The 20,622-nt window shown below is 69.8% G+C and carries 20 protein-coding genes; 4 read left to right on the top strand and 16 right to left on the bottom strand.

Annotation, left to right across the window (positions count from 1 at the left end):
* Positions 1-72: 72 nt before the first annotated feature.
* A complete protein-coding gene (locus G3I56_RS36985; protein ID WP_164416874.1) occupies positions 73-2,493 on the top strand; it encodes an excinuclease ABC subunit UvrA in 2,421 nt (806 codons plus the stop codon).
* A 21-nt stretch (positions 2,494-2,514) separates the two neighbouring features.
* Here G3I56_RS36985 and G3I56_RS36980 read toward each other — a convergent pair whose 3' ends face one another.
* From G3I56_RS36980 to G3I56_RS36960, 5 genes are all read right to left on the bottom strand, one after another.
* A complete protein-coding gene (locus G3I56_RS36980) occupies positions 2,515-3,096 on the bottom strand; it encodes an HAD domain-containing protein (protein ID WP_164416872.1) in 582 nt (193 codons plus the stop codon).
* Positions 3,097-3,155: 59 nt separating this feature from the next.
* The gene (locus tag G3I56_RS36975; protein WP_164416870.1) at positions 3,156-5,303 is read right to left on the bottom strand and encodes an AAA family ATPase; all 2,148 of its coding nucleotides are present in this window, start codon (positions 5,301-5,303) and stop codon (positions 3,156-3,158) included.
* Between the two features lie 41 nt (positions 5,304-5,344).
* Positions 5,345-6,052, bottom strand: a complete 708-nt coding sequence (locus G3I56_RS36970) for a TetR/AcrR family transcriptional regulator (protein ID WP_164416868.1) — start codon at positions 6,050-6,052, stop codon at positions 5,345-5,347.
* 94 nt (positions 6,053-6,146) lie between these two features.
* Positions 6,147-8,315, bottom strand: a complete 2,169-nt coding sequence (locus tag G3I56_RS36965; protein WP_239135317.1) for an aminoglycoside phosphotransferase family protein — start codon at positions 8,313-8,315, stop codon at positions 6,147-6,149.
* Positions 8,316-8,536: 221 nt separating this feature from the next.
* Positions 8,537-9,439 carry a winged helix-turn-helix domain-containing protein gene (locus tag G3I56_RS36960; RefSeq protein ID WP_343240164.1) on the bottom strand — a complete coding sequence of 301 codons (903 nt, stop codon included), beginning with the start codon at positions 9,437-9,439 and terminating at the stop codon, positions 8,537-8,539.
* 174 nt (positions 9,440-9,613) lie between these two features.
* On the opposite strand from G3I56_RS36960, the gene G3I56_RS36955 reads away from it, so the two are divergent.
* Complete coding sequence (locus tag G3I56_RS36955) at positions 9,614-9,796, top strand: hypothetical protein (protein WP_164416861.1); 183 nt, start codon at positions 9,614-9,616, stop codon at positions 9,794-9,796.
* On the opposite strand, the gene G3I56_RS36950 is transcribed toward G3I56_RS36955, so the two are convergent.
* Both G3I56_RS36950 and G3I56_RS36945 read right to left on the bottom strand, forming a co-directional pair.
* Complete coding sequence (locus tag G3I56_RS36950) at positions 9,787-10,545, bottom strand: HAD family hydrolase (protein ID WP_343240163.1); 759 nt, start codon at positions 10,543-10,545, stop codon at positions 9,787-9,789. The two genes, G3I56_RS36955 and G3I56_RS36950, sit on opposite strands and share 10 nt — an antisense overlap.
* Complete coding sequence (locus tag G3I56_RS36945; RefSeq protein ID WP_164416857.1) at positions 10,545-11,426, bottom strand: GntR family transcriptional regulator; 882 nt, start codon at positions 11,424-11,426, stop codon at positions 10,545-10,547. Before G3I56_RS36945 ends, G3I56_RS36950 begins: the two co-directional genes overlap by 1 nt.
* 226 nt (positions 11,427-11,652) lie before the next feature.
* Here G3I56_RS36945 and G3I56_RS36940 point away from each other — a divergent pair, with 226 nt between their 5' ends.
* A complete protein-coding gene (locus G3I56_RS36940; protein WP_164416855.1) occupies positions 11,653-11,841 on the top strand; it encodes a hypothetical protein in 189 nt (62 codons plus the stop codon).
* A 15-nt stretch (positions 11,842-11,856) separates the two neighbouring features.
* On the opposite strand, the gene G3I56_RS36935 is transcribed toward G3I56_RS36940, so the two are convergent.
* From G3I56_RS36935 to G3I56_RS36925, 3 genes are all read right to left on the bottom strand, one after another.
* Positions 11,857-12,732, bottom strand: coding sequence for a winged helix-turn-helix domain-containing protein (locus G3I56_RS36935; protein ID WP_164416853.1), 876 nt, complete (start codon positions 12,730-12,732; stop codon positions 11,857-11,859).
* A gap of 261 nt (positions 12,733-12,993) precedes the next feature.
* On the bottom strand, positions 12,994-14,289 hold the full coding sequence (locus G3I56_RS36930; protein WP_164416851.1) for a GNAT family N-acetyltransferase: 1,296 nt from the start codon (positions 14,287-14,289) through the stop codon (positions 12,994-12,996).
* A 91-nt stretch (positions 14,290-14,380) separates the two neighbouring features.
* Positions 14,381-15,019, bottom strand: coding sequence for an aerial mycelium formation protein (locus G3I56_RS36925; protein WP_164416849.1), 639 nt, complete (start codon positions 15,017-15,019; stop codon positions 14,381-14,383).
* A 199-nt stretch (positions 15,020-15,218) separates the two neighbouring features.
* On the opposite strand from G3I56_RS36925, the gene dtd reads away from it, so the two are divergent.
* Positions 15,219-15,644: a D-aminoacyl-tRNA deacylase gene (gene dtd / locus G3I56_RS36920; protein ID WP_164416847.1), complete on the top strand. Its 426-nt coding sequence runs from the start codon at positions 15,219-15,221 to the stop codon at positions 15,642-15,644.
* A 37-nt stretch (positions 15,645-15,681) separates the two neighbouring features.
* Here dtd and G3I56_RS36915 read toward each other — a convergent pair whose 3' ends face one another.
* From G3I56_RS36915 to G3I56_RS36890, 6 genes are all read right to left on the bottom strand, one after another.
* Complete coding sequence (locus tag G3I56_RS36915; RefSeq protein ID WP_164416845.1) at positions 15,682-16,647, bottom strand: folate-binding protein YgfZ; 966 nt, start codon at positions 16,645-16,647, stop codon at positions 15,682-15,684.
* A 10-nt stretch (positions 16,648-16,657) separates the two neighbouring features.
* Positions 16,658-17,140: a Fur family transcriptional regulator gene (locus G3I56_RS36910; RefSeq protein ID WP_164416843.1), complete on the bottom strand. Its 483-nt coding sequence runs from the start codon at positions 17,138-17,140 to the stop codon at positions 16,658-16,660.
* Between the two features lie 67 nt (positions 17,141-17,207).
* Positions 17,208-17,783: an FABP family protein gene (locus G3I56_RS36905; protein ID WP_164416841.1), complete on the bottom strand. Its 576-nt coding sequence runs from the start codon at positions 17,781-17,783 to the stop codon at positions 17,208-17,210.
* Positions 17,784-18,026: 243 nt separating this feature from the next.
* Positions 18,027-18,950: a hypothetical protein gene (locus tag G3I56_RS36900; RefSeq protein ID WP_164416839.1), complete on the bottom strand. Its 924-nt coding sequence runs from the start codon at positions 18,948-18,950 to the stop codon at positions 18,027-18,029.
* Positions 18,947-19,762, bottom strand: coding sequence for a hypothetical protein (locus tag G3I56_RS36895; RefSeq protein ID WP_343240162.1), 816 nt, complete (start codon positions 19,760-19,762; stop codon positions 18,947-18,949). Before G3I56_RS36895 ends, G3I56_RS36900 begins: the two co-directional genes overlap by 4 nt.
* Positions 19,759-20,523 carry a hypothetical protein gene (locus tag G3I56_RS36890; protein ID WP_343240161.1) on the bottom strand — a complete coding sequence of 255 codons (765 nt, stop codon included), beginning with the start codon at positions 20,521-20,523 and terminating at the stop codon, positions 19,759-19,761. The genes G3I56_RS36895 and G3I56_RS36890 overlap by 4 nt, the downstream gene beginning before the upstream one ends.
* Positions 20,524-20,622: the final 99 nt, after the last annotated feature.

Raw genomic sequence — 20,622 nt, 5'->3', positions numbered from 1 at the left:
GTACGGCGGGAGCAGCCCGCGTCAGCCTGTAGGCCCGGACGAGACGGACGAGCCAGACGAGACGGAGACCCGATGAGCAGGACCCCGAGGACGGACTCGCAGGCGGCCGACGCGCCGCACGGTGCCGACAGTCACGATCTGATCCGTGTGCACGGCGCGCGCGAGAACAACCTCAAGGACGTCAGTATCGAGCTGCCGAAGCGTCGGCTGACGGTGTTCACCGGTGTCTCCGGTTCGGGCAAGAGTTCTCTGGTGTTCGACACGATCGCCGCCGAGTCGCAGCGGCTGATCAACGAGACGTACAGCGCGTTCGTCCAGGGGTTCATGCCGACGCTGGCGCGGCCCGAGGTCGACGTGCTCGAAGGGCTGACGACCGCGATCATCGTCGACCAGCAGCGGCTGGGTGCCGACCCGCGCTCCACGGTCGGCACCGCGACCGACGCCAACGCGATGCTGCGCATCCTCTTCAGCCGACTGGGGCAGCCGCACATCGGGCCGCCGAGCGCGTACTCCTTCAACACGGCCTCGGTCCGGGCGAGCGGCGGGATCACCGTCGAGCGCGGTGCCGAGAAGACGAAGACCGTCAAGGCGACCTTCAACCGCACCGGCGGTATGTGCACGCGCTGCGAGGGCCGGGGCGCGGTCTCCGACATCGACCTCACCCAGCTCTACGACGACTCCAAGTCGATCGCCGAGGGCGCGTTCACCATTCCCGGCTGGAAGTCGGACAGCCAGTGGACCGTGCAGCTCTACGCCCAGTCGGGCTTCCTCGACCCGAACAAGCCGATCCGCAGCTTCACGAAGAAGGAGATGCGCGACTTCCTCTACGGCGAGCCGACGAAGATCAAGGTCAACGGCGTCAACCTCACCTACGAGGGACTGATCCCCAAGATCCAGAAGTCGTTCCTGTCCAAGGACAAGGAGGCGCTGCAGCCGCACATCCGGGCTTTCGTGGAACGGGCGGTCACCTTCACCACCTGCCCCGACTGTGAGGGGACCCGGCTCAGCGAGGGGGCCAGGTCGTCGAAGATCAAGAAGATCAGCATCGGCGACGCCTGCTCGATGGAGATCCGGGACCTGGCCGAGTGGGTCCGCGAGCTCGACGACCCCTCGGTGGCTCCGCTGCTCACCGCGCTCCAGCACACGCTGGACTCGTTCGTGGAGATCGGCCTCGGCTATCTCGCGCTCGACCGCGCCTCGGGCACCCTGTCGGGCGGTGAGGCACAGCGCGTCAAGATGATCCGCCACCTCGGTTCCGCCCTCACCGACATCACATACGTGTTCGACGAGCCGACGATCGGCCTGCACCCGCACGACATCCAGCGCATGAACGACCTGCTGCTGCGGTTGCGCGACAAGGGCAACACCGTGCTCGTCGTGGAGCACAAGCCCGAGGTGATCGCGATCGCCGACCACGTCGTCGACCTCGGTCCCGGCGCGGGTACGGCGGGCGGCACCGTTTGCTTCGAGGGCACCGTCGAGGGGCTGCGGACCGGCGGTACGGTCACCGGCCGCCACTTCGACGACCGGGCCTCCCTCAAGGCGCCGGAGACGGTACGCAAGGCCACCGGCACACTGCCGATCCGCGGCGCGACCAGGCACAACCTCCAGGGCGTCGACGTCGACATCCCGCTCGGGGTGCTGTGTGTCGTGACCGGTGTCGCCGGGTCCGGCAAGAGCTCGCTCATCCACGGGTCGCTGGTCGAGACGCGGGGTGCCGTCGAGGGGGGTGTGGTGTCGGTCGACCAGACGCCGATCCGCGGCTCCCGGCGGAGCAACCCGGCGACGTACACCGGACTGCTCGACCCGATCCGTACGGCGTTCGCCAAGGCCAACGGGGTGAAGCCGGCCCTGTTCAGCGCCAACTCCGAGGGCGCCTGCCCGACCTGCAACGGTGCCGGTGTCATCTACACCGACCTGGCGATGATGGCCGGTGTGGCCACGACCTGCGAGGACTGCGAGGGCAAGCGGTTCCAGGCGGCGGTGCTGGAGTACCACCTCGGCGGGCGGGACATCAGCGAGGTGCTCGCGATGTCGGTGACGGAGGCGGAGGAGTTCTTCGGCGCGGGCGAGGGGCGTACGCCGGCCGCGCACCGCGTCCTGGACCGGCTCGCGGACGTCGGCCTCGGCTACCTCAGCCTCGGCCAGCCCCTCACCACCCTGTCCGGCGGCGAACGCCAACGCCTCAAGCTGGCCACGCACATGGGCGACAAGGGCGGCGTGTACGTCCTCGACGAGCCGACGACCGGCCTCCACCTCGCCGACGTCGAACACCTCCTTGGCCTGCTCGACCGGCTCGTCGACTCGGGCAAGTCGGTCATCGTCGTCGAGCACCACCAGGCGGTCATGGCCCACGCCGACTGGATCATCGACCTGGGCCCGGGCGCGGGCCACGACGGCGGCCGAATCGTCTTCGAAGGCACCCCGGCGGACCTGGTGGCGGCCCGCAGCACCCTCACGGGGGAGCACTTGGCGGCGTACGTGGGCGCCTGAGCGCCGGGACCACGACCACTGTTACCGCCGCCCTCCGTCCCATGTCCCTCCGCCCCATGTCCCTACGTCCTGCGTCTGGAGCCACTCCTCGACGGCCGCGAAGTCCGCGTCCCGCAGCCCGTGATGAGGATCGACCCGGTGCAACAGGGCGCGGCCCGGGTGGTGTTCGGCAACCCAGCGACGGTCGGCGTCGGTCACCTCGTCGTCGAGCCAGACGAAGGCCCGCCCGGCAGCCAGAATGACGAGCGGGCGGGTCTTCCAGTGCACGCCAAGCAGGTCGTCGGGGTCCGGCTCGGGCCAGTTCACCACCGGGAGGGCGGGCAGGCCCAGCCACGGGGCGACACACTCGTTCGCCTCGTCCATCCAGGTCGTGGCCCACACCAACTCGCAGGGCAGCGCGGCCAGTCGAGGACCGAGGGCGGGGTCGATCCGAGGCAGCAAGGGGTTCGCCTCAGACTCCGGGAAGCGCAGCCGCCGGGCGGGACGGTACATCGGATAGCCGTCCGGATACTGCTCCCGGGTACCGCCGAACGGGATCAGCGGCCCGTCGACGTCCAGGAAGAGGAGAGGGGGCGCGGCCGAAGAAAAAGAGGGGTTCGTCATCGCCCCTCTTGATACCGCACCCCCGCCCCCACCACCCTCACGGCCGCCACATCCGGAGTTCAGAACGGCAACGCCCGTCCATGCACGACCTCCAGCCGTGACACCGCCCGCGTCAGCACCACGTACAGCCGGTTCAGTCCCCGCCCGGTCGCTCCCTCCCCCTCGTCCTCGTCCTCCACGATCGCCGCCGGTTCCACCACGACCACGTGGTCCCACTCCAGCCCCTTCACCGCCTTCGCCGGCATCACCGCGACCCTGCCCCCGCTCACCGCCACCCCCGCTGTGACCAACACCTCCCGTACGGCAGCCACTTCGCCCTCTGCCGCCACGACCCCCACCGACCCCTCCCCGTCCAGGGCCCGACGCACCGCGGCCACCACCTCCCCGGCGATGTCGGTGGTCTCCACGACCCTCAACTCCCCGTCGCCGCGCAGGGATCGGGCCGGTGGCACCGGTACGTCCAGGCGGGCCAGCAGTCGGTTGGCGAAGGCGACCACGGTCCGCGGCACCCGGAACCCCGTGGTCAGCGGGATCACCGTGGCGTCCGGCTTGCCCAGGTGGGCAAGCAAGGGCCCCCACGCCCGTGCTGCCCACGGCGTGGTGCCCTGGGCCAGGTCGCCCAGGACCGTCAGGGAGCCGTAGGGCACCCGGCGGGCGATCGCCCGGCACTCCATCGGGGAGAGATCCTGCGCCTCGTCGATCACGACATGGCCGTATCCCTCGGGGTGTTCGATCAGGCCGGCGACCTCGTCGAGGAGGACCAGGTCGGCGGCCGACCAGCGCGCCGACTTCCACGACCTCGGCGGACGCGCCCACCGCACCGCCCGCTGCTCGTCCTCCCCCAACACCCCCTCGGCGGCCCGCGCCAACACCCCTACGTCTCCCAGGAGTTCGGCCAACACCTCCTCCGGACGCGCCCTCGGCCACACCGCCTCGACGTACGCCCCGACCGACCGCGCCCGCTCGATCCGCCGTACCCAGCCGTTCGGCTGCGGCCCCGCCCGCCGTTCCGCCTCCCGCTGGATACGGCTGACCACCCGGGTGCGTACGCGCTCGCGCCCCACGGCGTACGGCGGCTCCTCGGCCCGTACACCCGCCACGATCCGCGCCAGCTCCGCCGCCGGGACCCGCCAGCGGTACGAATCGTCCGGCACCTCAAGGGAGTCAAAGGGGGCAAGGGAGTTGGCGTGTCCGTCCGCCGCCACGCGGGCGTACAGCGCCCGGCGCAGAACCTCCGCCATCCGCGCGTCGTGCTTCACGACGGCGGCCCGCTCGTCGTCCTCCGCGCGCACCGGGTGGGCCGCGATCTCGTCCGCGACCGTCGACTGCCGTACGCCCGTCTCCCCCAGAGCGGGCAGCACCTCCGAGATGTACGAGAGGAACGTGCGGTTGGGCCCGAGGATCAACAGACCGCCACGCTGGACGCGTTGGGGGTGCGTGTAGAGGAGGTACGCGGCCCGGTGCAGCCCGACGGCCGTCTTCCCGGTGCCGGGGGCGCCCTGCACGCACACGGAGACGCCGAGGGCCGCCCGTACGAGGTCGTCCTGCTCGGGCTGGATCGTCGCGGCGATGTCCCGCATGGGCCCGACCCGGGGTCGCGCGATCTCCCGCGCGACCAACCCGTCCGCGCCGCCCGCCAAATCCCTCTCCAACTCCCCCTCCCACGAACCGACTTCCGTCGGGTGCTCGTCCGGTTGCTCGTCCAGGTGCTCGTCCTCCAGGCCGGTCAGGTCGGCGGAGTCGCCCCTGCTGCCGGGTGCCCAGCCGAACCGGCGGCGTACGGCCACGCCCTGCGGATCTCGGGCGCTCGCCTGGTAGAAGGCCCGGGAGACGGGGGCACGCCAGTCCACGACGAGGGGCGGGCGGGTCGGGTGCTCGCTGATCCGCAGGCGCCCGACGTGGTAGCTCGCGCCGCTGTGCTCGCCACCCCGGTCACCACCGTCGAAGTCCAACCGGCCGAAGAACAGGGGCCCTTCGGGCAGTTCGCCCAGTTCCTTCGCCTTGCTGCGCAGCTGGTACCCGAGCACCTCCGCGTCCGCCCCCGAGGCGGAGACGTCCGCGCCGGTGACGACGTGTTCCCGGGCGCCGTCGATCATCGCGGCGAGGGCGGCGCGGCAGGCGTCGTGATGGGCACGCTCGCGGCGCAGGGAGCCCTGGAGGAGTGCCTGCGCGCGGGCGGGGTCAGGGGGAGGGTCGGGTGGCGTCATTCCAGCAAGCATACCGAAATAACGTAACCGAGTTACAAAATTTACCGGGTCGCTTCTCCCGCACTCGGCTCAGCACCCGCACCCCCACCCGGCACCCCCAGCCACGGCAGTCCCGCCGCCAACTGCCCGAACGCCCCCTCCGCCGCCGCGACCGCGTCCTCCCGTACCGCCTCCACGGTCTCCCCCGCCGCGATCCGTCGCCAGTTCTCCTGCGCGAGAATCCGCTGTACGGCGATGATCTGGCCGGCCGCGAGCCGGGCCGCCAGGGTGTCGCCGAGGGCGACGGCGAGCACGGCCTCCGAGCGCTGCTGGTATTCGTACGCCCGCGCGACCAACGACGCCGTGCCGTAGAGCAGACGGTGGAAGGCGAGCACCTCGGGGGAGCCGTTGAGGCCGGTGACCGGGTCCTCGCGACTCAGCCCGTCGAGGAAGTGCCGCCGCAGCGCGTCGAGCGGCGAGGCCTCCGCCCCCGCACCCTCACGCGCACCCGTAGCCACGCCCGTACCCGCGCCGACCGCCCGAACCACCCGCGCCGCCTCGTCCTCGTGGTCCGCGAAGCGGTGCAGGACGAGGTCCTCCTTGGCCGGGAAGTACCGGAACAGCGTCGGCTTGGAGATCCCGGCCGCGGCGGCGACCTCCGCGACGGACACCGCGTCGAAGCCCTTCGCGAGGAAGAGCCCGATCGCGATGTCGGACACGTTCTGGTATGTCTGCTGCTTCTTGCGCTCACGCAGCCCGGTTCCTGCCATGGGAGCGAGGGTACGCACTCACCGGGCCCGCACGAACCTGCCCACCGCGCGCAGCTCTCCCGGCCGCTTTCCGGCCACCTGCGACCGACTCCGGCTACCTCAGCGCGAGCGCCAGATACGGGTTCTCCGTGGAGCGGGCCGGCAGGCCCAAGGCCGCCGTGGCCGAAGCCAGCGTCATCGCGTACGAGTCGACCGCCCGGCGGACGTTCGGGGCGTCCAGGCCGGCGCCGGTGACCAGGCGGTCCAGGTCGATATAGGCGGAGCGGACGATCTCGATGTCCCGGTACACCCGCCAGTCCTGTCGCCAACTGTCGGTGTACTTCGGCGACAGCCGGCCCTCCCAGCGCCGGAACATCCGGTCCCGGATCTCCGACCGGGTCGGCGTGAGGTGCATGTGCCGCACCAGGTCGTAGAGCGGGTCGCCGACGACCGCCATCTCCCAGTCGATGATGGTCAGCACCAGCGGATCGTCGCGCCGGACGAGGTTCCACGGGTTCAGGTCACCGTGCAGCAGCGCCGGCGCGCGTTCGTTCACCAGGTGCCGGCTCAGGATCTGCCGCAGCCGGTCGGCGTCGGGCAGGCCGAGAACCCTGGCCAGTTGCTGTGACTCCCGCGGCAAGTCCCGTACCAGAATGACGAGTTGCTCGCTCAGCCAGCCGTAGAAACCACCCTCGCCCGCCGCCGGGTCGAGCGCATGGTAGTCCACTTCCGTCAGGGCGCAGAGCTGGTCGACGAGCGCGTCCGCCTCGTGCGGCAGCAGGCCGTTCACCGGATGGCTCGGCGGCTGGTCGATGTCGCGCCGGCCCGCGTACGTGTGAACGGCGAAGGGTTCGTTCCGGTAGCCGGTGCCCAGGGCGAGGACCCTCGGCGCCGCCACCGCGACCGACGACTCGCCGATGGCCTGGAGCACCGCGTGCTCGCTGAGGAAACTGGGCTCGCGTCGGCAGGCCTTCGGCACCTGGCGCCGGACCACCACGGGAAAGTCGACGCCCCCGACCCAGACCACCGAGTTGAGATGCGCGGTCCCCTTGAAGACACGGTTGGCCGGCGCCGCGCCCTCCGCGAGCAGCGCGCGATGCACATCGGCGCGGGAGAACTCGGGATGCTCCAGGACCCGGTCGTCCGGCGTCCAGTGGATGTCGTCCGCGCCCCACCCCCGGCCGCGCTTCCTCCCGTCCTCCCGAGATGCCTGCCACCGGAAGAGGATGCGCTCGATCTCGTCCGTGCCCGGCACGTTGCGGAGCCCGAGCGGCGCTGCTGCCGCCTCCAGGGCCCGGCTCACCGCGGCTGTCGCCTCGTCCAGACTCTTCTGGTCGAACGTGTCCTCCAGGGACTGCGCGGCCCGCATGACGTCCGGGAAGACGGACTGCGCCCGCTCGAAGTCCACGTAGTGGCGCAGGTCCTTGCCCAGGCCCTTGACGGCGGCGGGGCGGACCAGCCGCATGGCATCCGCCCAGGCGCCGATCACGTCGGCCCACTGGTGGTCGGGGTACTGCATCCGCACCAGGTGCGTCGCGAGGTCGTGCAGGGGGTCGCCGTAGGTCGCCAGTTCCCAGTCGACGCAGATCAGGGGCGGGTCACCGTCGTAGGAAACGATCAGATTGTCGCGGTGCAGGTCCGCGTGCAGCAGGCTGTAGGGCCGCCGCGTCATCGCCGGTACCCGTTCGGCCAACCGGGTGAGGACGTCCTCCGGAATGCCGAGCGCCTTGAACAGGCCGCCGAAAGCCGGCCAGTTGCGTCGGCGGATCTGACGGTCGGCCAGATGGGCGAGCGCCCGCAGAAAACCCTGACTGTCCATGTGGTTGCGGGGCCAGGCCTCGGGCAGGGGTGGCAGGGCCCTCAGGCGCACCTGGGTCATCTGGGCGAGCAGGTCGGCCAGCGCCTTCATGAGGAGGGTGTCGACGGGCTTGCCGTTTCCGCAGATGCTGGAGAGAGGTACGCCGTCCACATAGCTGTGGATGGCGAACCCGTCACCCTCCAGCAAGCACTCCGGCACGTTCGGCAGCACACCGTGCACGGCGTCGAGGATGCGGGCCTCGTTCCGCCAGGTGCGGATCACGACAGGCAGCGCCGCTTCCCGCCGGATCCGGACGGTGACCGGAGTACCGGCCGCACGGCCCACCTTCTGCGCCAGGTCCTCCGGCAACGGCAGGACATAGTTCTGGTTGTGGTGACCGCCGCTCGCCTTGCCCCATGTCCCGGCGTGCGCCACGAACATCTCCACGATATTTGGCGAACCGCCGTCGGCGCGCTCCCCTGTCATGGAACGGGGAACTGGGGGTGCGCCCACTGGCTGCTCCGGGACTCGCGCGAGGATGGATGGTGCGGCAAAACGGTGTTCCCAGGTGATACTCCGCACGACTTAAGCGCCAACGGAGCGACACGACGGGTGGTCTGCCACTCTGCTGAATCAAGTCGCCGAGGTTGGCCTGTTCGCCATCCATACGTATGCGCGCGAGCTGTTGCTCACACGGTGCGGGCATGCTAGCGCACGGCCCCGGACTCCTCCGACAGGAGGTTCCATACCGACTCGAACCAGTTGTGCATGCTCTCGACAAAGGTGGAACCCGGCGATTTCGGGTCGCCGTCCCGTACGTGGTGCGTCAGCGTGGCGCCCAGACCCAGGACGTCGAGGGCCTCGACCGTCTTCCGCCTGTCCACCACCACCGGACGCCGGATCACCTCGTACATGCCGTGCAGCGCTTCCACACCATTGATCAGATAGAGCTTGAAGGTTGGGGTCAACGGTGCGTGACGAACCTCCAGGCTGATCTCCGGAACCAGCCCCTCTGCCGTCAGCTCCGCCAGTACTCCGCGCAGTGAATCGGTGTGCCGCCCGGTGATGTCCCGGAGTCGGTTGCGCAGGAGCGGATCGTCCTTCGCGTCGATTCCGCGCGGATAGGGCAGGGACTCCGTGTCGGACGGCAGGAGCATCCGCAGTGCGATGCGCTGCGGAACTATGGCATGGGCCCTGATCCGTTCCGCCTGGAGACGGATGTGCGCGTCCAGGGTCTCGGAGGTCAACGTGTAGACGTCCAGGGTGACTTCGGGCTGTTCGAACGCCTCACTGATGAGCGGCCCCAGCGTCACCGCCTGGCGCGAGCGGCTGGCCTTGGGCGCCGTGGACTGGATGCGCTGCGTCTTGACGACCCGGGAGCCGCTGCCCTGCCGGGACTCGATCCAGCCCTCGTTGCGCAGTTCCCTCAGGACACGCTGCACGGTGTCACGGGACACCCCGAACTCCAGGGCGAGGTCACGCTGTGCGGGCATCAGGGAGCCCACCGGGTACACCCCGCCGGTCATCCGGTGCCGCAACTCGTCGGCCACCCGGTCGAACTCCCTGCCGCCGCCGTCGGCGGTGGCCTGCTGCCCTTCCCCATGTCCCACACCCCGACCGTACCGCTTCCAGTCCATTTCCAAACAGATTCCAGTCAACTGAACCATCAACTACCAAGCCGGTTAAGGGATCTAGCGGACCGGGCAGACCACGTTTACGTCAACCAGTCCAATTGGACAGCGAGTTGAATGCTTCACGCAAAGTGGAAGGGGAGGGCGAGGAGAATGGTTCTGTTCCAAGTGATCCTGGCACTGGGCGAGTTCCTGCTGGGCCGACTGGCCCAGTCGAGACTCGGAATGCTCGGCCTGCTGCTCCTGGCGGCGGTCACCATGGGCGTCCGGTTGCGCCGCACCGGTCTGGCTGTCGGCGCGGCGGTGGTCTTCACCCTGCTGATGACTCAGGCCTGACCGCGCAGCAGCTTCAGTACGGGCTCCAGCGAGCCCACGACCACCTCGGCACCCGCGTCCCGCAGCAGCTTCTCCTTCTGGTCGTTACGCGCGTAGCCGAGGAACGGAACACCGGCCTCCTGTGCGGCCAGGTAGTCCGAGGGGGTGTCGCCGATCATGAGTGCGGACGACGGCGCCGCCCCCATCGCGTTCAGCGCCTGGTTGAGACAGTGCGGGTGGGGCTTGAGATGGCTCAGTTCCCGCGTGCGGCCGTAGACGTGCGGGGCGAAGCACGAGGTCAGACCACGGCTCGTCAGATACTCGTGGACCACCAGCGGGGAGTTGTTCGTGGTGACCGCGAGCCTGGCGCCCACCGCTGTCCAGGTGCGGATCAGCGGGTCGGCGTACGGGGTGGGCATCGCCAGGTTCGTGGCCCGGAGTTCTTCCTGGGTGAGACGTTTCTCCAGCTCGTCCACCAGGTCACTCCCCGGATGCCGGCGATCGACCGCGCGCAGCACGACGTGCGGATCCAGGGACTCGCGCTCCTCATCCGTCAACAGACCGTGCAGGCCCTGTCGTTCGAGCCACTCGACGAGGTCGATCGCCACACGTTGCGCAGAGTGGCCCGCGAACAGGGCGCAGATGGGTCCGTCGAAGTCCCAGAGAACGACTCGTGCGCGCGCGACCGGCTCCCGCAGGTCGTCGATCACTGAGTCGATCACGGAGTCGTCCTCGGTCACCAGTTCGGTCTGTGTCGTATCAGAGGTCACTAGGAGAGTGTCAGGTCCGTCGTGATGGTTTCCCAGAGGGCGTCGAACCACTTCTGGGATTGCTCGACGAACGCCGTGTCCCGTTCCCCTGCGCCCTTCTCGAACGGGAAGAGCAGCGACTCGGTCCCCAGGGTGTCGTACATGTCGAGCGGCTCCCCGAGCTCCACCGGCTCCTCGCGGCGGGCGATCATGTAGTACGCGATCAGCGCCTCCGTCCCGTTGAGCAGGTACAGCTTCACCGGCGGGGTGAACGGCAGCGCCCTGAACGTCACCCGTACGTCGATGCCGTGCGACGAGCGCAGGGCACGCAGATTGTGCTGAAGGACGTGACCCTGGGCGTTGCGCTGGGCCAGCCAGCGCTGGTGGACCGGGTCGTCCTCGCTGCGGCCCTCGACGGGCACCGGGAAGGCCAACGCGATGTCCCGGGACGGCAGCATGATGCGTACGTTGATCGACTGGGGGCGGATGCGGCCCTCGTGGATCAGCCGGACCGGCTCGCCGACGGCCAGCATCAGGGTCTCCGCGGTGAGGCAGGCTGCGTCGACGCGGACGTGCGGGACCGAGAACGCCTCCGTCATGCGCGGCGCCAGCCCCACCATCGTCGGCTGGGGCCCTTCCTGGGACGGGGTCACCTCGGCGACGCGCGGCGGGCTGCCCTTGCTGACGTTGGTGAGCAGTTGCTCGACGTGCAGGATGCGCAGCGCCTCACGCACGGCACCGCGCTCGACACCGAACTCCTCGGCCAGTTCGGCCTGGGTGGGCAGGCGGTCGCCCGGCTGCAGATCGCCGGTGCGGATGCGGTCGCGCAGGGCGGCGGCGATCTCCTGGGGCGTCTGTCTTCTGCTGCCGTTCACTGCAACGTTCTCCTGGGTCACGACCAAACGCTACAACTCCGATCCATCTTTGGGGAGTTGCCGAAAAGTTGTTTATGAGTAGTAGCCAAGTGGGGACAACTTAATCAGAGTTGGTTACCAACTTGATGAAGTTGGCGGAATCTTAGCCTCCCTCCTGCCATCTCCGTGACACCAACCCAGCCACCAACCCGGACACGGGCCCGGCCCCCGCCCCGCACAGCGCCCCGGTCACCGCCCTGAAGGAGGAACCACCATGCCCGCCATCGCTCTCCTCGCCGCCGTCTTCATCAGCGGCTTCCAGCAATTCGTCAGCTGGCAGTACGGCACCTCCGGTGTCGTCGGCCTGCTGCTGCTCACCATAGGCATCAAGGCCAGGAACGCGACCATCAGCTCCATCGGAGCGGTCGTGCTCGCCCTGCTGGTCACGGGGCCCGCCCTGTGACAGTGCCGGCAGCGATCAACCGTGGGAGACGGGTCGGTCCGTGAGCACCAGCTCCGAACTGATCGTCTCCCACAGTGCGTTGAACCACAGGTGCGACTGTTCCACGAACGTCGAGTCGCGCAGCCCGGCGCCCCGCTCGAACGCGAACAGCGTCGACCGGACACCCTCGGCGTCGTACATCTCCACCTGCTCGTGGTCGATCTCCGCCTCGCTCCTCTTCAGCGTGTAGTACGCGAAGAGCGCCTCCGTCCCGTTGAGCAGGTACAGCTGCACCGGTGGCGTGAACGGGAGGGCCCGGAAGGAGACACGCACATCGATACCGTGCCTGCCGCGCAGTGCCAGCAGGTTGTGCCGGAGCACCTGGCCCTGGGCGTTGCGGTGGGTCAGCCAGCGGCGCTGCAGCCGGCCGGTGGCCGAGGCCCCGGCCGGGGATCCGTCCGCCAGTGCCACCGGCGCCGGGAACGCGAGGTCGATGTCACGGCTCGGCAGCAGCACCCGGACGTCGATTCTGGCCGGATCCAGCCGTCCGCATTGGATCTGGCGCAACGGCTCCCCGATGGCGAGGGTGAGCGAGACGGACGTCAGACACAGGGCGTCGATCACCACGTGCGGCGCCGCGAAGGCAGCGGCGATACGGGGCGCGAGGCCCCCGATGGTGGGCAGCGGCGGGGCGGCGGGGCCGGTCGGCACCGGTCCGGAACCGGAGGCGACCGTCGCCGGGCTGCCCTTGCTGACGTTGGTCAGCAGCCGCTCGGCCTGCAGGATGCGCAGCGCCTCACGCACGGCACCGCGCTCGACACCGAACTCCTCGGCCAGCCTGGCCTGGGTGGGCATGCGCTGGCCCGGCCGCAGCTCACCGGTCCTGATCCGGCTGCGCAGGGCGTCAGCCACGTCTTGGTGTGACCTATGGGTCTCCACAACCAAACACTACAACTTCCCGCCATCCTTGGGCAGTTCAAGGGAAGGTGGTTATAAGACGCTTCCAGGTGGAGATAAGAACAGTGAAGTTGGTGACCAACTTCTACAACATGGTCAAACCTTCCACAGGTTGGCTACCGGACTCTCTTCCGGAGGGGAGCCTGGAGCTCGGCAGCCACCACGACCGGAAAAGAGGTCGGATCAGAAGCGGAACGGCAGCGGATCAGAATCCGATCAGAAGATGTCCGGGCACCAAGGCCGCCTGGACGTACGCAGCAGGGCGTCGGCCACACGGGCGGCGCCCGCTCGTTCCTCCCGCACCAGGCCCAGCGCCGCCAGCCGCACCGCCGACTCGTCACCGAGCCACAGCGCTGCCAACTCCCTTACATCCAGGGTGATTTCGGCAGCTTCACGAACACCGGCCATGCAGGAACCGACGCCCTCGGCGGACACCTCCAGCCGGTACCGCCCCCCGGCGAACCCGGCCGAGTCGACGACCTCCAGGACAAGACCGCGCCGACTGCCGTCAACCGGCCCGCCGCCTGTCCCGCCGGCCGTCCCGTCGTACGGACGCGCCTCCAGGGCCCGTACGACATCCAGGATCCGCACCCACAGCCAGTCCGCGTGCGTGGTGAGCCTGGCCGCCCGCGGGTCCGGCAGGAAGAAGGGGAGCAGGTCGTCCGGGGCCCGCCAGCCGGTCTTGACCTTCGTGATCCAGTCGATCGAGCAGAGGTACTGCCACAGGGCGCGCTCGGCGGCCGGCGTCGCGGCGATCAGCCAGTTCACGTCGGCGGTGTTCTGCGGCTGCTTGCCGTCCCACTTGTCCTGGGCCTCGTACGAGACAAGCCCGTCGACCACACCGTCCGCCGAACGGTGGACGGCGTAGAAGGGCTCGTCCCAGGACTCCCCGAACCGCACCACACCGGTGTTGACCTGCCACCAGCGCTCGCCACGGCTGACGGCGCCCGGCTGCTGCCGCGCGAGCCACGTGTGCAGCTCGGGCCCCAGCTTCCGTACGTCCGACGCGTCCACCAGGTCGATACGGCCGCCGTCCGCCGGGCCCGCCCAGCGGGGGTCGAGGCCCGCGCGCGGTACGTCGATGGTCCACTCGGAGGTCCAGGTTGCGGGCCCGAAGCCGTACCGCCCGTAGATCGGGTACTCGGCGGCGATCAGCGTGGCGACGACGTCCCCTCGCTCCTTGGCGGCGGCGAGGTCCTGGGCCATCATGCGGCTGAGGATGCCCCGGCGACGGTGGGTCGGGGAGACGGTGACGTTCGAGATCGCGTCGGCGGGGACGGTCACGCCGGCTCCGACGCTCAGATCCTGCGGGAACGAGCGGAACGTCGCCACGCAGCGTTCGCCGTCGTACGCGCCGAGTGTCCGCCCCGGCAGGAAGCCGCCGCGGCGCGCCTCCAGCTCCACGTCCGAGACCTCGGGCGACCGGAGGAACCCGGTGCTCAGGGCCCGGGTCCACTCCCGGAGTCCGTCCTCGTTGACGATGCGTACGTCGATGTCGGCACGGGGGGTCATGGGGTCAGGCTAGGGGGAGGGCGCGTGGGGTGTCGCGCGGATTTCCGCGGATCTCCCTCGCCCCCGCCGGTCGACCGGGGCGCGCCCGCCCTCAGATCAGCAGGTCCTCCACCTGGGCCTCGCCCTCCCGGTAGCGCCGCGCGATCTCCCCGCTGCAGTCGTCCGCCGTCCGCTGCAGCCCCTGCCGCCGGCGCGAGACCTGCTGCTCGTACCCCACCAGCCTGCCCATCGCCGCCGTCAGCTCCGGATCCGTGCGCGCGTCCAGGTCCGACAGCTCGACCTCGGCGAGCATCTCCGCCGCCAGCCGCCCGTACTCCTCGCTGTGCGGCATCCCCAGCGTCACGTGCCGCGCCGACGACCGGTGCCGCGCCGGCGCGTCCGTCAGGATCTCCGACAGCCGCTCGACGACCGACCCCTCCCCCACCGACACCACGGACGTGGGCCCGCGCCGCGCGATCTCCGCCCGCAGGATGTCGATGCGCCCCTGCAACAGCCGCCGTACGTAACTGAGATCGGCCTCGTCCCGCTGGGCCTCCCGGCGCAGGACGCGCAGCTCGGCCAGTCGCAGCACGGCGAGGTCGTGCTCGGGCGGAGCGGGGGCCAGCAGCGAACCGACCGGAGTGACCGGAGTGACCGGAGCAGTTGGAGTGGCCGGAGCCGCCGGGCCGACGTTGCGCTGCTCGGGCGGTCGGGCGGCCGTATGAGGCCGCCCGGTACTCGGTGTGCTCATGTGCCTCTACCGTCCCCTCGACAGGCGAATGGGTAGCATCGTGCCACCCTCGGTGGCCGCTATGTGACCGAGTGCCCCCGAACGGCCCCAGATAGGGGCTTAAGGATCAAAAAGAATCCCTCCACAGGCCCTGCGCGACCGCTCCGGACGGCACGGCACGACGCTCATGGCATTCATGACGGCACGGCATGATGGGCCCATGCGTGCAGTGGTGCAGAGGGTGGACGGCGCGAGCGTCGTCGTGGACGGCGAGGTGACCGGCGAGATCGCGGGCGAGGGCCTGTGCGTCCTCGTCGGGGTCACACACGAGGACACGAAGGAGAAGGCGGCCCAACTGGCCCGGAAACTCTGGTCGATCCGCATGCTGACGGACGAGAGGTCGTGCTCCGACATCGACGCCCCGCTGCTCGTCATCAGCCAGTTCACCCTGTACGGCGACGCCCGCAAGGGCCGCCGCCCCACCTGGAACGCGGCGGCGCCCGGCGATGTCGCCGAACCGCTCGTCGACGAGGTGGTCGCCCAACTCCGCTCCCTGGGCGCGACGGTGGCGACCGGCCGCTTCGGCGCCCAGATGCGGGTGACCCTGACGAACGACGGCCCGTTCACGGTCCTCGTGGAGATGTAAGGGCGGTCAGGGCGGTCGAGGTGGTCGGGGCCGGGCCCTACGGCTCGACCACGACCTCCTGCGCGGCAGCCGTCTTGTCGGCCACCAGCCGCGCGTCCACCGCCACGTTCCGCTTCACCAGCGCGAGCGCGACCGGCCCCAGCTCGTGGTGCCGTACGGACGTCGTGATGACGCCGATCTTCCGCCCGTCGGGACCGTCGTCCGCGAGCCGGAGTTCCGTGCCGGGCGGCGGCAGGAGGACCTCGCTGCCGTCCAGGTGCAGGAAGACGAGCCGACGCGGCGGCTTGCCCAGGTTCTGGACCCGGGCGACCGTCTCCTGGCCCCGGTAGCAGCCCTTCTGCAGATGCACCGCCGTGCCGATCCAGCCCAGCTCGTGCGGGATGGTCCGGTGGTCGGTCTCGAACCCGACGCGCGGCCGGTGCTGCTCGACCCGCAGCGCCTCGTACGCCAGCAGCCCCGCCGCCGGCCCGGCCTTCTCGGCGAACGACTCCAGTTCCGCGCGAGGGAGGAAGAGGTCACGCCCGTACGCCGTCTCGCGTACGACGACACCCTCGGGGACCTCCGCGATGGCGCCGGCGGGCAGGTGGACGAGCGCGAACTCGCCTGTCCGGTCGGCGACTTCGGCCCGGTAGAAGAACTTCATCGACTCCAGGTAGGCGATCAGCGCCTCCTGGGTCCCCGGCTCCACATGCGCCCAGGTGGTCGTGCCGTCGTCGACCAGGTACAGCGCGTGCTCGATGTGGCCGTGCGCGGACAGCACCAGCGCCTCGGTGGCCTCACCCACGGGCAGGTCGCTGACGTGCTGGGTGAGCAGCAGGTGCAGCCAGGTCAGCCGGTCGTCGCCGGTGACGGTGACCACGCCGCGGTGGGAGAGGTCGACGAATCCGATGCCCTCGGCGAGGGCACGCTGTTCACGGAACAGTTCGCCGTAATGGGCGGCGACGCCTTCGTCCACCCCCTCGGCGGGGACGGCGCCGGGCAGCAACAGCAGAGGGCTCTTCATGGGGACAAGCCTACGACTCGGTAGTTGAAACCTTGGCCGAGGCAGGATCCGGCTCTGCGACCTCACCGGCCGCGGCCTTCCGCGCGCAGTCCTTGCAGCGCCCGAAGATCGCGAAGTGCTTCATGTCGGTCTCGAACCCGAAGTCCTCGCGCAGCTTGGCGGTGAAGTCCGCGGCGACGGCGACATCCGTCTCGATCACGTTCTCGCAGTCGCGGCAGACCAGATGGATGTGGTGGTGCCGGTCGGCGAGGTGGTACGTCGGCGCGCCGTGCCCGAGGTGGGCATGGCTGACCAGATCCAGCTCCTCCAGCAGCTCCAGGGTCCGGTAGACCGTGGAAATGTTGACCCCCGACGCCGTCCTCCTCACTTCCACGAGGATGTCGTCGGGGGTCGCGTGCTCAAGGGTGTCCACGGCTTCGAGGACAAGCTGGCGTTGCGGGGTCAGCCGGTAACCGCGCTGCCGCAGATCACTTTTCCAGTCGGTGCTCACCACACCACGAGTCTAGGACTACTTGCCGGGTCTACTCGCTGGATCCACTTGCCGGATCTACTTGCCGGGTTTACTTGAAGAACGCGATGCCGTCGTCCGGCATGTCGTCCGGCAGGTCCTTCGCCCAGCGTTCGACGTCCTCCGGGGTGACGACCTTCTTCAGGTGCGCCGACATGTACGGGCGCAGCTCGACGTCCGGGGTCTGCTTCTCGCCGACCCACATGAGGTCGCTGTGCACGTACCCGTAGAGCCGCTTGCCGCCGGTGTACGGCCCCGAGGCCGCCGTCCGCGCCACGGCGTCGGTCACGATGTCGATCTGCGGCTTCTTGGCGGCCAGCTCGCCGTACCAGACCTCGACGACACCGTCCTGGCGGACCATGACGACCTCGACCTTGCGGTCGGCGTCGACCCGCCAGTAGCCGGACTCGGACTCCAGGGGCCGGACCTTGTTGCCGTCGGCGTCCAGCACCCACGAGTGGGAGTGGTACTCCAGGAAGTCCCGTCCGTCGTGCGTGAAGGTGACCTCCTGCCCGAAGTTGCACTTCTCCTCGCCGGGGAAGTCGTAGACCCCCGCGCCGGCCCACTCACCGACCAGGAAGACGAGCGGCAGAAGGTCCTTGTGGAGGTCGGACGGGATCTCGATCATGAGCTGCGTTTCCTGCGATTCCTGGTGGCGGGGGTCAGCGCTGGCCCTGGTACAGCTTCTTGACCGTCAGACCGGCGAAGGCGAGAACGCCGACGGCGACCAGAACCAGCAGAGCTTCGAAGAATGCCTCAAGCACGGGGTGCTCCTCGGACGATCGGTTGTGTGCACAAGAGCCGGGCCCAAGCTTACGCGGCCGGGGCCCGGCTCTCTCGGCCAGGTGTCGGAACGGTCGGGGCGCCGCCCTCAGCCGAGCAGCTGGCTCTGCAGGACCACCGTCTGCTGGAACGGGACGGGCTCCGCGGTTCCCTTGCGGGACTGGAGGATCACCGCGAAGACGTCCCCGGCTGTGACATAGGCCTGCCGTACCTGCTCGGCGCCGTACGGCTTCGTCTCGACGTAGGCGGTGCGGGCGACCCGCGTGACCGCGGCGGACTCCGGGAAGTCCTCGTCGTAGACGACATCGGCGGCATCGCGTATCTGGTAGGTCGGGGTGGCGTAGGCGACGGCGACGCTGGCGAACTCCGTCGACACGACGTTCGCCGTGTCGAACTGGAGCAGATAGATACGAGTCCGGGTGCCGTCCGGGGTGGTCCAGCCACGGGCCGCGATGTGCCGCAGGCCGCTGTCCACGAGCTTCTGGCCCAGCTCGTCCCGTTCCTCCTTCACCGGGTACTCCGCCAGGTAGTCCTTCGCCGCCAGCCAGCCGTCCGAGCCGCGCAGTGCCCTGTCCTCCGTCGCTCCCTCGGGGGCGGGCAGGAGGAGGGCGCGCAGATCGGCGTAGTGGGCGCCGACCACGTTGCCGACGGCGAAGGGACCGGGGCTGCCGGACGGCAGCGGCGGCTTGACGAGCCGGGGAAAGTCCCAGCGCCCGTCCGACTGCGTGGCCAGTCCTGGTACGTCCGTGCGCTCCATCCCCGCGATCCCGTACGCCGTCGCCGTCCCGGCCGCGGCGAAGACGGCGAGGGCAGCGGTCCAGCGCAGCAGGGCGGGCAGAACCCGGCGCCCCTTGGCCGGAGGGGAGAGGGGCTGGGGCTCACTGACGGCGGACGTCTGGACCGGGGTGACGGCCGCTGACGGCTCGCCGATGCTCTCCGGTCCCGACACCGACACCGACACCGGTTCAGGTCCGGGTGCCGGCTGGTCAATAACGTGTGGCGGCTCGGTCATACGGCTTCCCCCGGCTCATCTATACGGTCGAGTTGGATGCTCAGCAGACTCGCGACGCCCTCGGTGTCGAGCGGCTTCGCACCGTACGCCGTGGCCGTGACCAGGACGTCTCCCACGTAGCCGGAGCAGAGCGCCATGTCGAGAGCCTCGTCGTCGTCCCCGGGCAGTCGGAAGCACTGAGCGTTCTCGTGGCCCTTGACCTTCGGGCCCTTGCGGAAGGTGTCCAGAGCGCCGAGGAACCTGTTCTGGGCCGTCGCGCTCGCGCGGACCGCGGCTCGGTCCTCCATCTGGGAGAGCACGATGCTCACGGCATAGATGTCGTCGGTCCGGTAGCCGAACGAGTCCTGACTGAAGTAGCTGCGCATCGCCATGCCCTTGATGCGCTGGCGGTCGATCACCTTCTCCAGTTGCTCACGCTGGGTTCGGGGCAGACCGCTCACCGACTCCTTCCGCAGCGCCGTGGCCTGGGCCCCGCTGAGCCGCGCGTCGGAGCCGAACTCCGCGATGTCGGGCCCCTGCACCCAGGCGTCGCCGCCGTACGGCAGGAGCAGATCGGAGAGCCCGCGCTGGGCCGTCGCCTTCTCCTCCTCGACCTTGGTCTTCGGGAACTTCCACGCCGCGGCGCCCGCGTCCCGGTCGGCGTCCCGCACGGTCACCACCGTGCAGGCCACACCGGCGACCAGCGCCCCGGCCAGAAGCACGGACCCAGTGACGGTCGCGACGCGCCCGCGCCCGCGCCGGACGGGCTTGGGGGCCGGCACGACCGGCTCCGCCTCCGGCGCCTCGTGCTCTGTCGTCTCGTGCCCGCTCACAGTCGCCCCATCTGCCGCTCGGCCAGATCCATGATCGTCTTCTTGGAGATCGGTTTGCTGCCGTAGACCCAGATCTCCATCGCGACGTCCCCACGCCGGGCGTACGCCTCGGCCGAGTACCGCGGAACGTATCCGGGCTCGGTGTCCGGCCGGGTGTGGACGTATGCCATGCCGTTCCCGGTGCCGGGGACGGTCCAGCTGTCGGTGCCGCGCTCGCTCTCGGCCCACTCCTGGCTGTCGGCGTTGGCGTCGGCGGCCGACATCCTGTCGTCCTGCCGGAACTGGACCAGCCGGATCTCCACGTTGTACGTGGTGCCGACCTCCCAGCCGACGACGGCCGCCCGCCGGAACTCGTCATTGGCCAGGCTGACGAACTTGTCGCCCGGCGCGGTGTAGGTGTCGGCGTAGTCGGCGATGCTCAGCCAGCCGTCGGTACGCTCCAGCCAGTCGGCGTCCTTGGCCCCCCTGGGCTTCCTCAGCAGCAGCTTCCGCAGGTCACCGTCGGTCTTCACCCGCCGGTCCTGCGCGGCCGACAGCGGCTCGGGCCCCTCGCCCTCGGCCTGTGCGAGCACCGGCTGCGAGAGGGCGGGCAGCTTGGTCGGCTCACGGTCCGCCTGCACGAGATACCCGGCACAGGTACCGGCGACGAGGCCCAGCACGGCCGCCGTGGCGATCAACAGAGTCGTACGCCCACGCCGACGCGCGGGTACTTCGGGCAGCAGGTCGGGCGCTACCAGTGCCACCGGTGCGTCTGCCGCCACGGGCACTTCGGGTACTTCCAAGACATCCCCCACGCAACATGACGCACGGACTTCGTGTCCGCGCGCACAGGAGACCCACGGGCCACACCCAGAGTTGTA

The sequence above is a fragment of the Streptomyces sp. SID12488 genome (genome assembly GCF_010548275.1).
GTDB lineage: Bacteria > Actinomycetota > Actinomycetes > Streptomycetales > Streptomycetaceae > Streptomyces.
The sequence above is the reverse complement of the archived record's forward strand: the minus strand, read 5'-3'. Positions and strand labels throughout refer to the sequence as shown.

Bases quoted from the DNA above. Each gene is read 5' to 3' on its own strand.
- G3I56_RS36985 (WP_164416874.1), top strand. From the start codon at position 73: ATGAGCAGGACCCCGAGGACGGACTCGCAGGCGGCCGACGCGCCGCAC.
- G3I56_RS36980 (WP_164416872.1), bottom strand. From the start codon at position 3,096: ATGACGAACCCCTCTTTTTCTTCGGCCGCGCCCCCTCTCCTCTTCCTG.
- G3I56_RS36975 (WP_164416870.1), bottom strand. From the start codon at position 5,303: ATGACGCCACCCGACCCTCCCCCTGACCCCGCCCGCGCGCAGGCACTC.
- G3I56_RS36970 (WP_164416868.1), bottom strand. From the start codon at position 6,052: ATGGCAGGAACCGGGCTGCGTGAGCGCAAGAAGCAGCAGACATACCAG.
- G3I56_RS36965 (WP_239135317.1), bottom strand. From the start codon at position 8,315: ATGACAGGGGAGCGCGCCGACGGCGGTTCGCCAAATATCGTGGAGATG.
- G3I56_RS36955 (WP_164416861.1), top strand. From the start codon at position 9,614: ATGGTTCTGTTCCAAGTGATCCTGGCACTGGGCGAGTTCCTGCTGGGC.
- G3I56_RS36940 (WP_164416855.1), top strand. From the start codon at position 11,653: ATGCCCGCCATCGCTCTCCTCGCCGCCGTCTTCATCAGCGGCTTCCAG.
- G3I56_RS36930 (WP_164416851.1), bottom strand. From the start codon at position 14,289: ATGACCCCCCGTGCCGACATCGACGTACGCATCGTCAACGAGGACGGA.
- G3I56_RS36925 (WP_164416849.1), bottom strand. From the start codon at position 15,019: ATGAGCACACCGAGTACCGGGCGGCCTCATACGGCCGCCCGACCGCCC.
- dtd (WP_164416847.1), top strand. From the start codon at position 15,219: ATGCGTGCAGTGGTGCAGAGGGTGGACGGCGCGAGCGTCGTCGTGGAC.
- G3I56_RS36915 (WP_164416845.1), bottom strand. From the start codon at position 16,647: ATGAAGAGCCCTCTGCTGTTGCTGCCCGGCGCCGTCCCCGCCGAGGGG.
- G3I56_RS36905 (WP_164416841.1), bottom strand. From the start codon at position 17,783: ATGATCGAGATCCCGTCCGACCTCCACAAGGACCTTCTGCCGCTCGTC.
- G3I56_RS36900 (WP_164416839.1), bottom strand. From the start codon at position 18,950: ATGACCGAGCCGCCACACGTTATTGACCAGCCGGCACCCGGACCTGAA.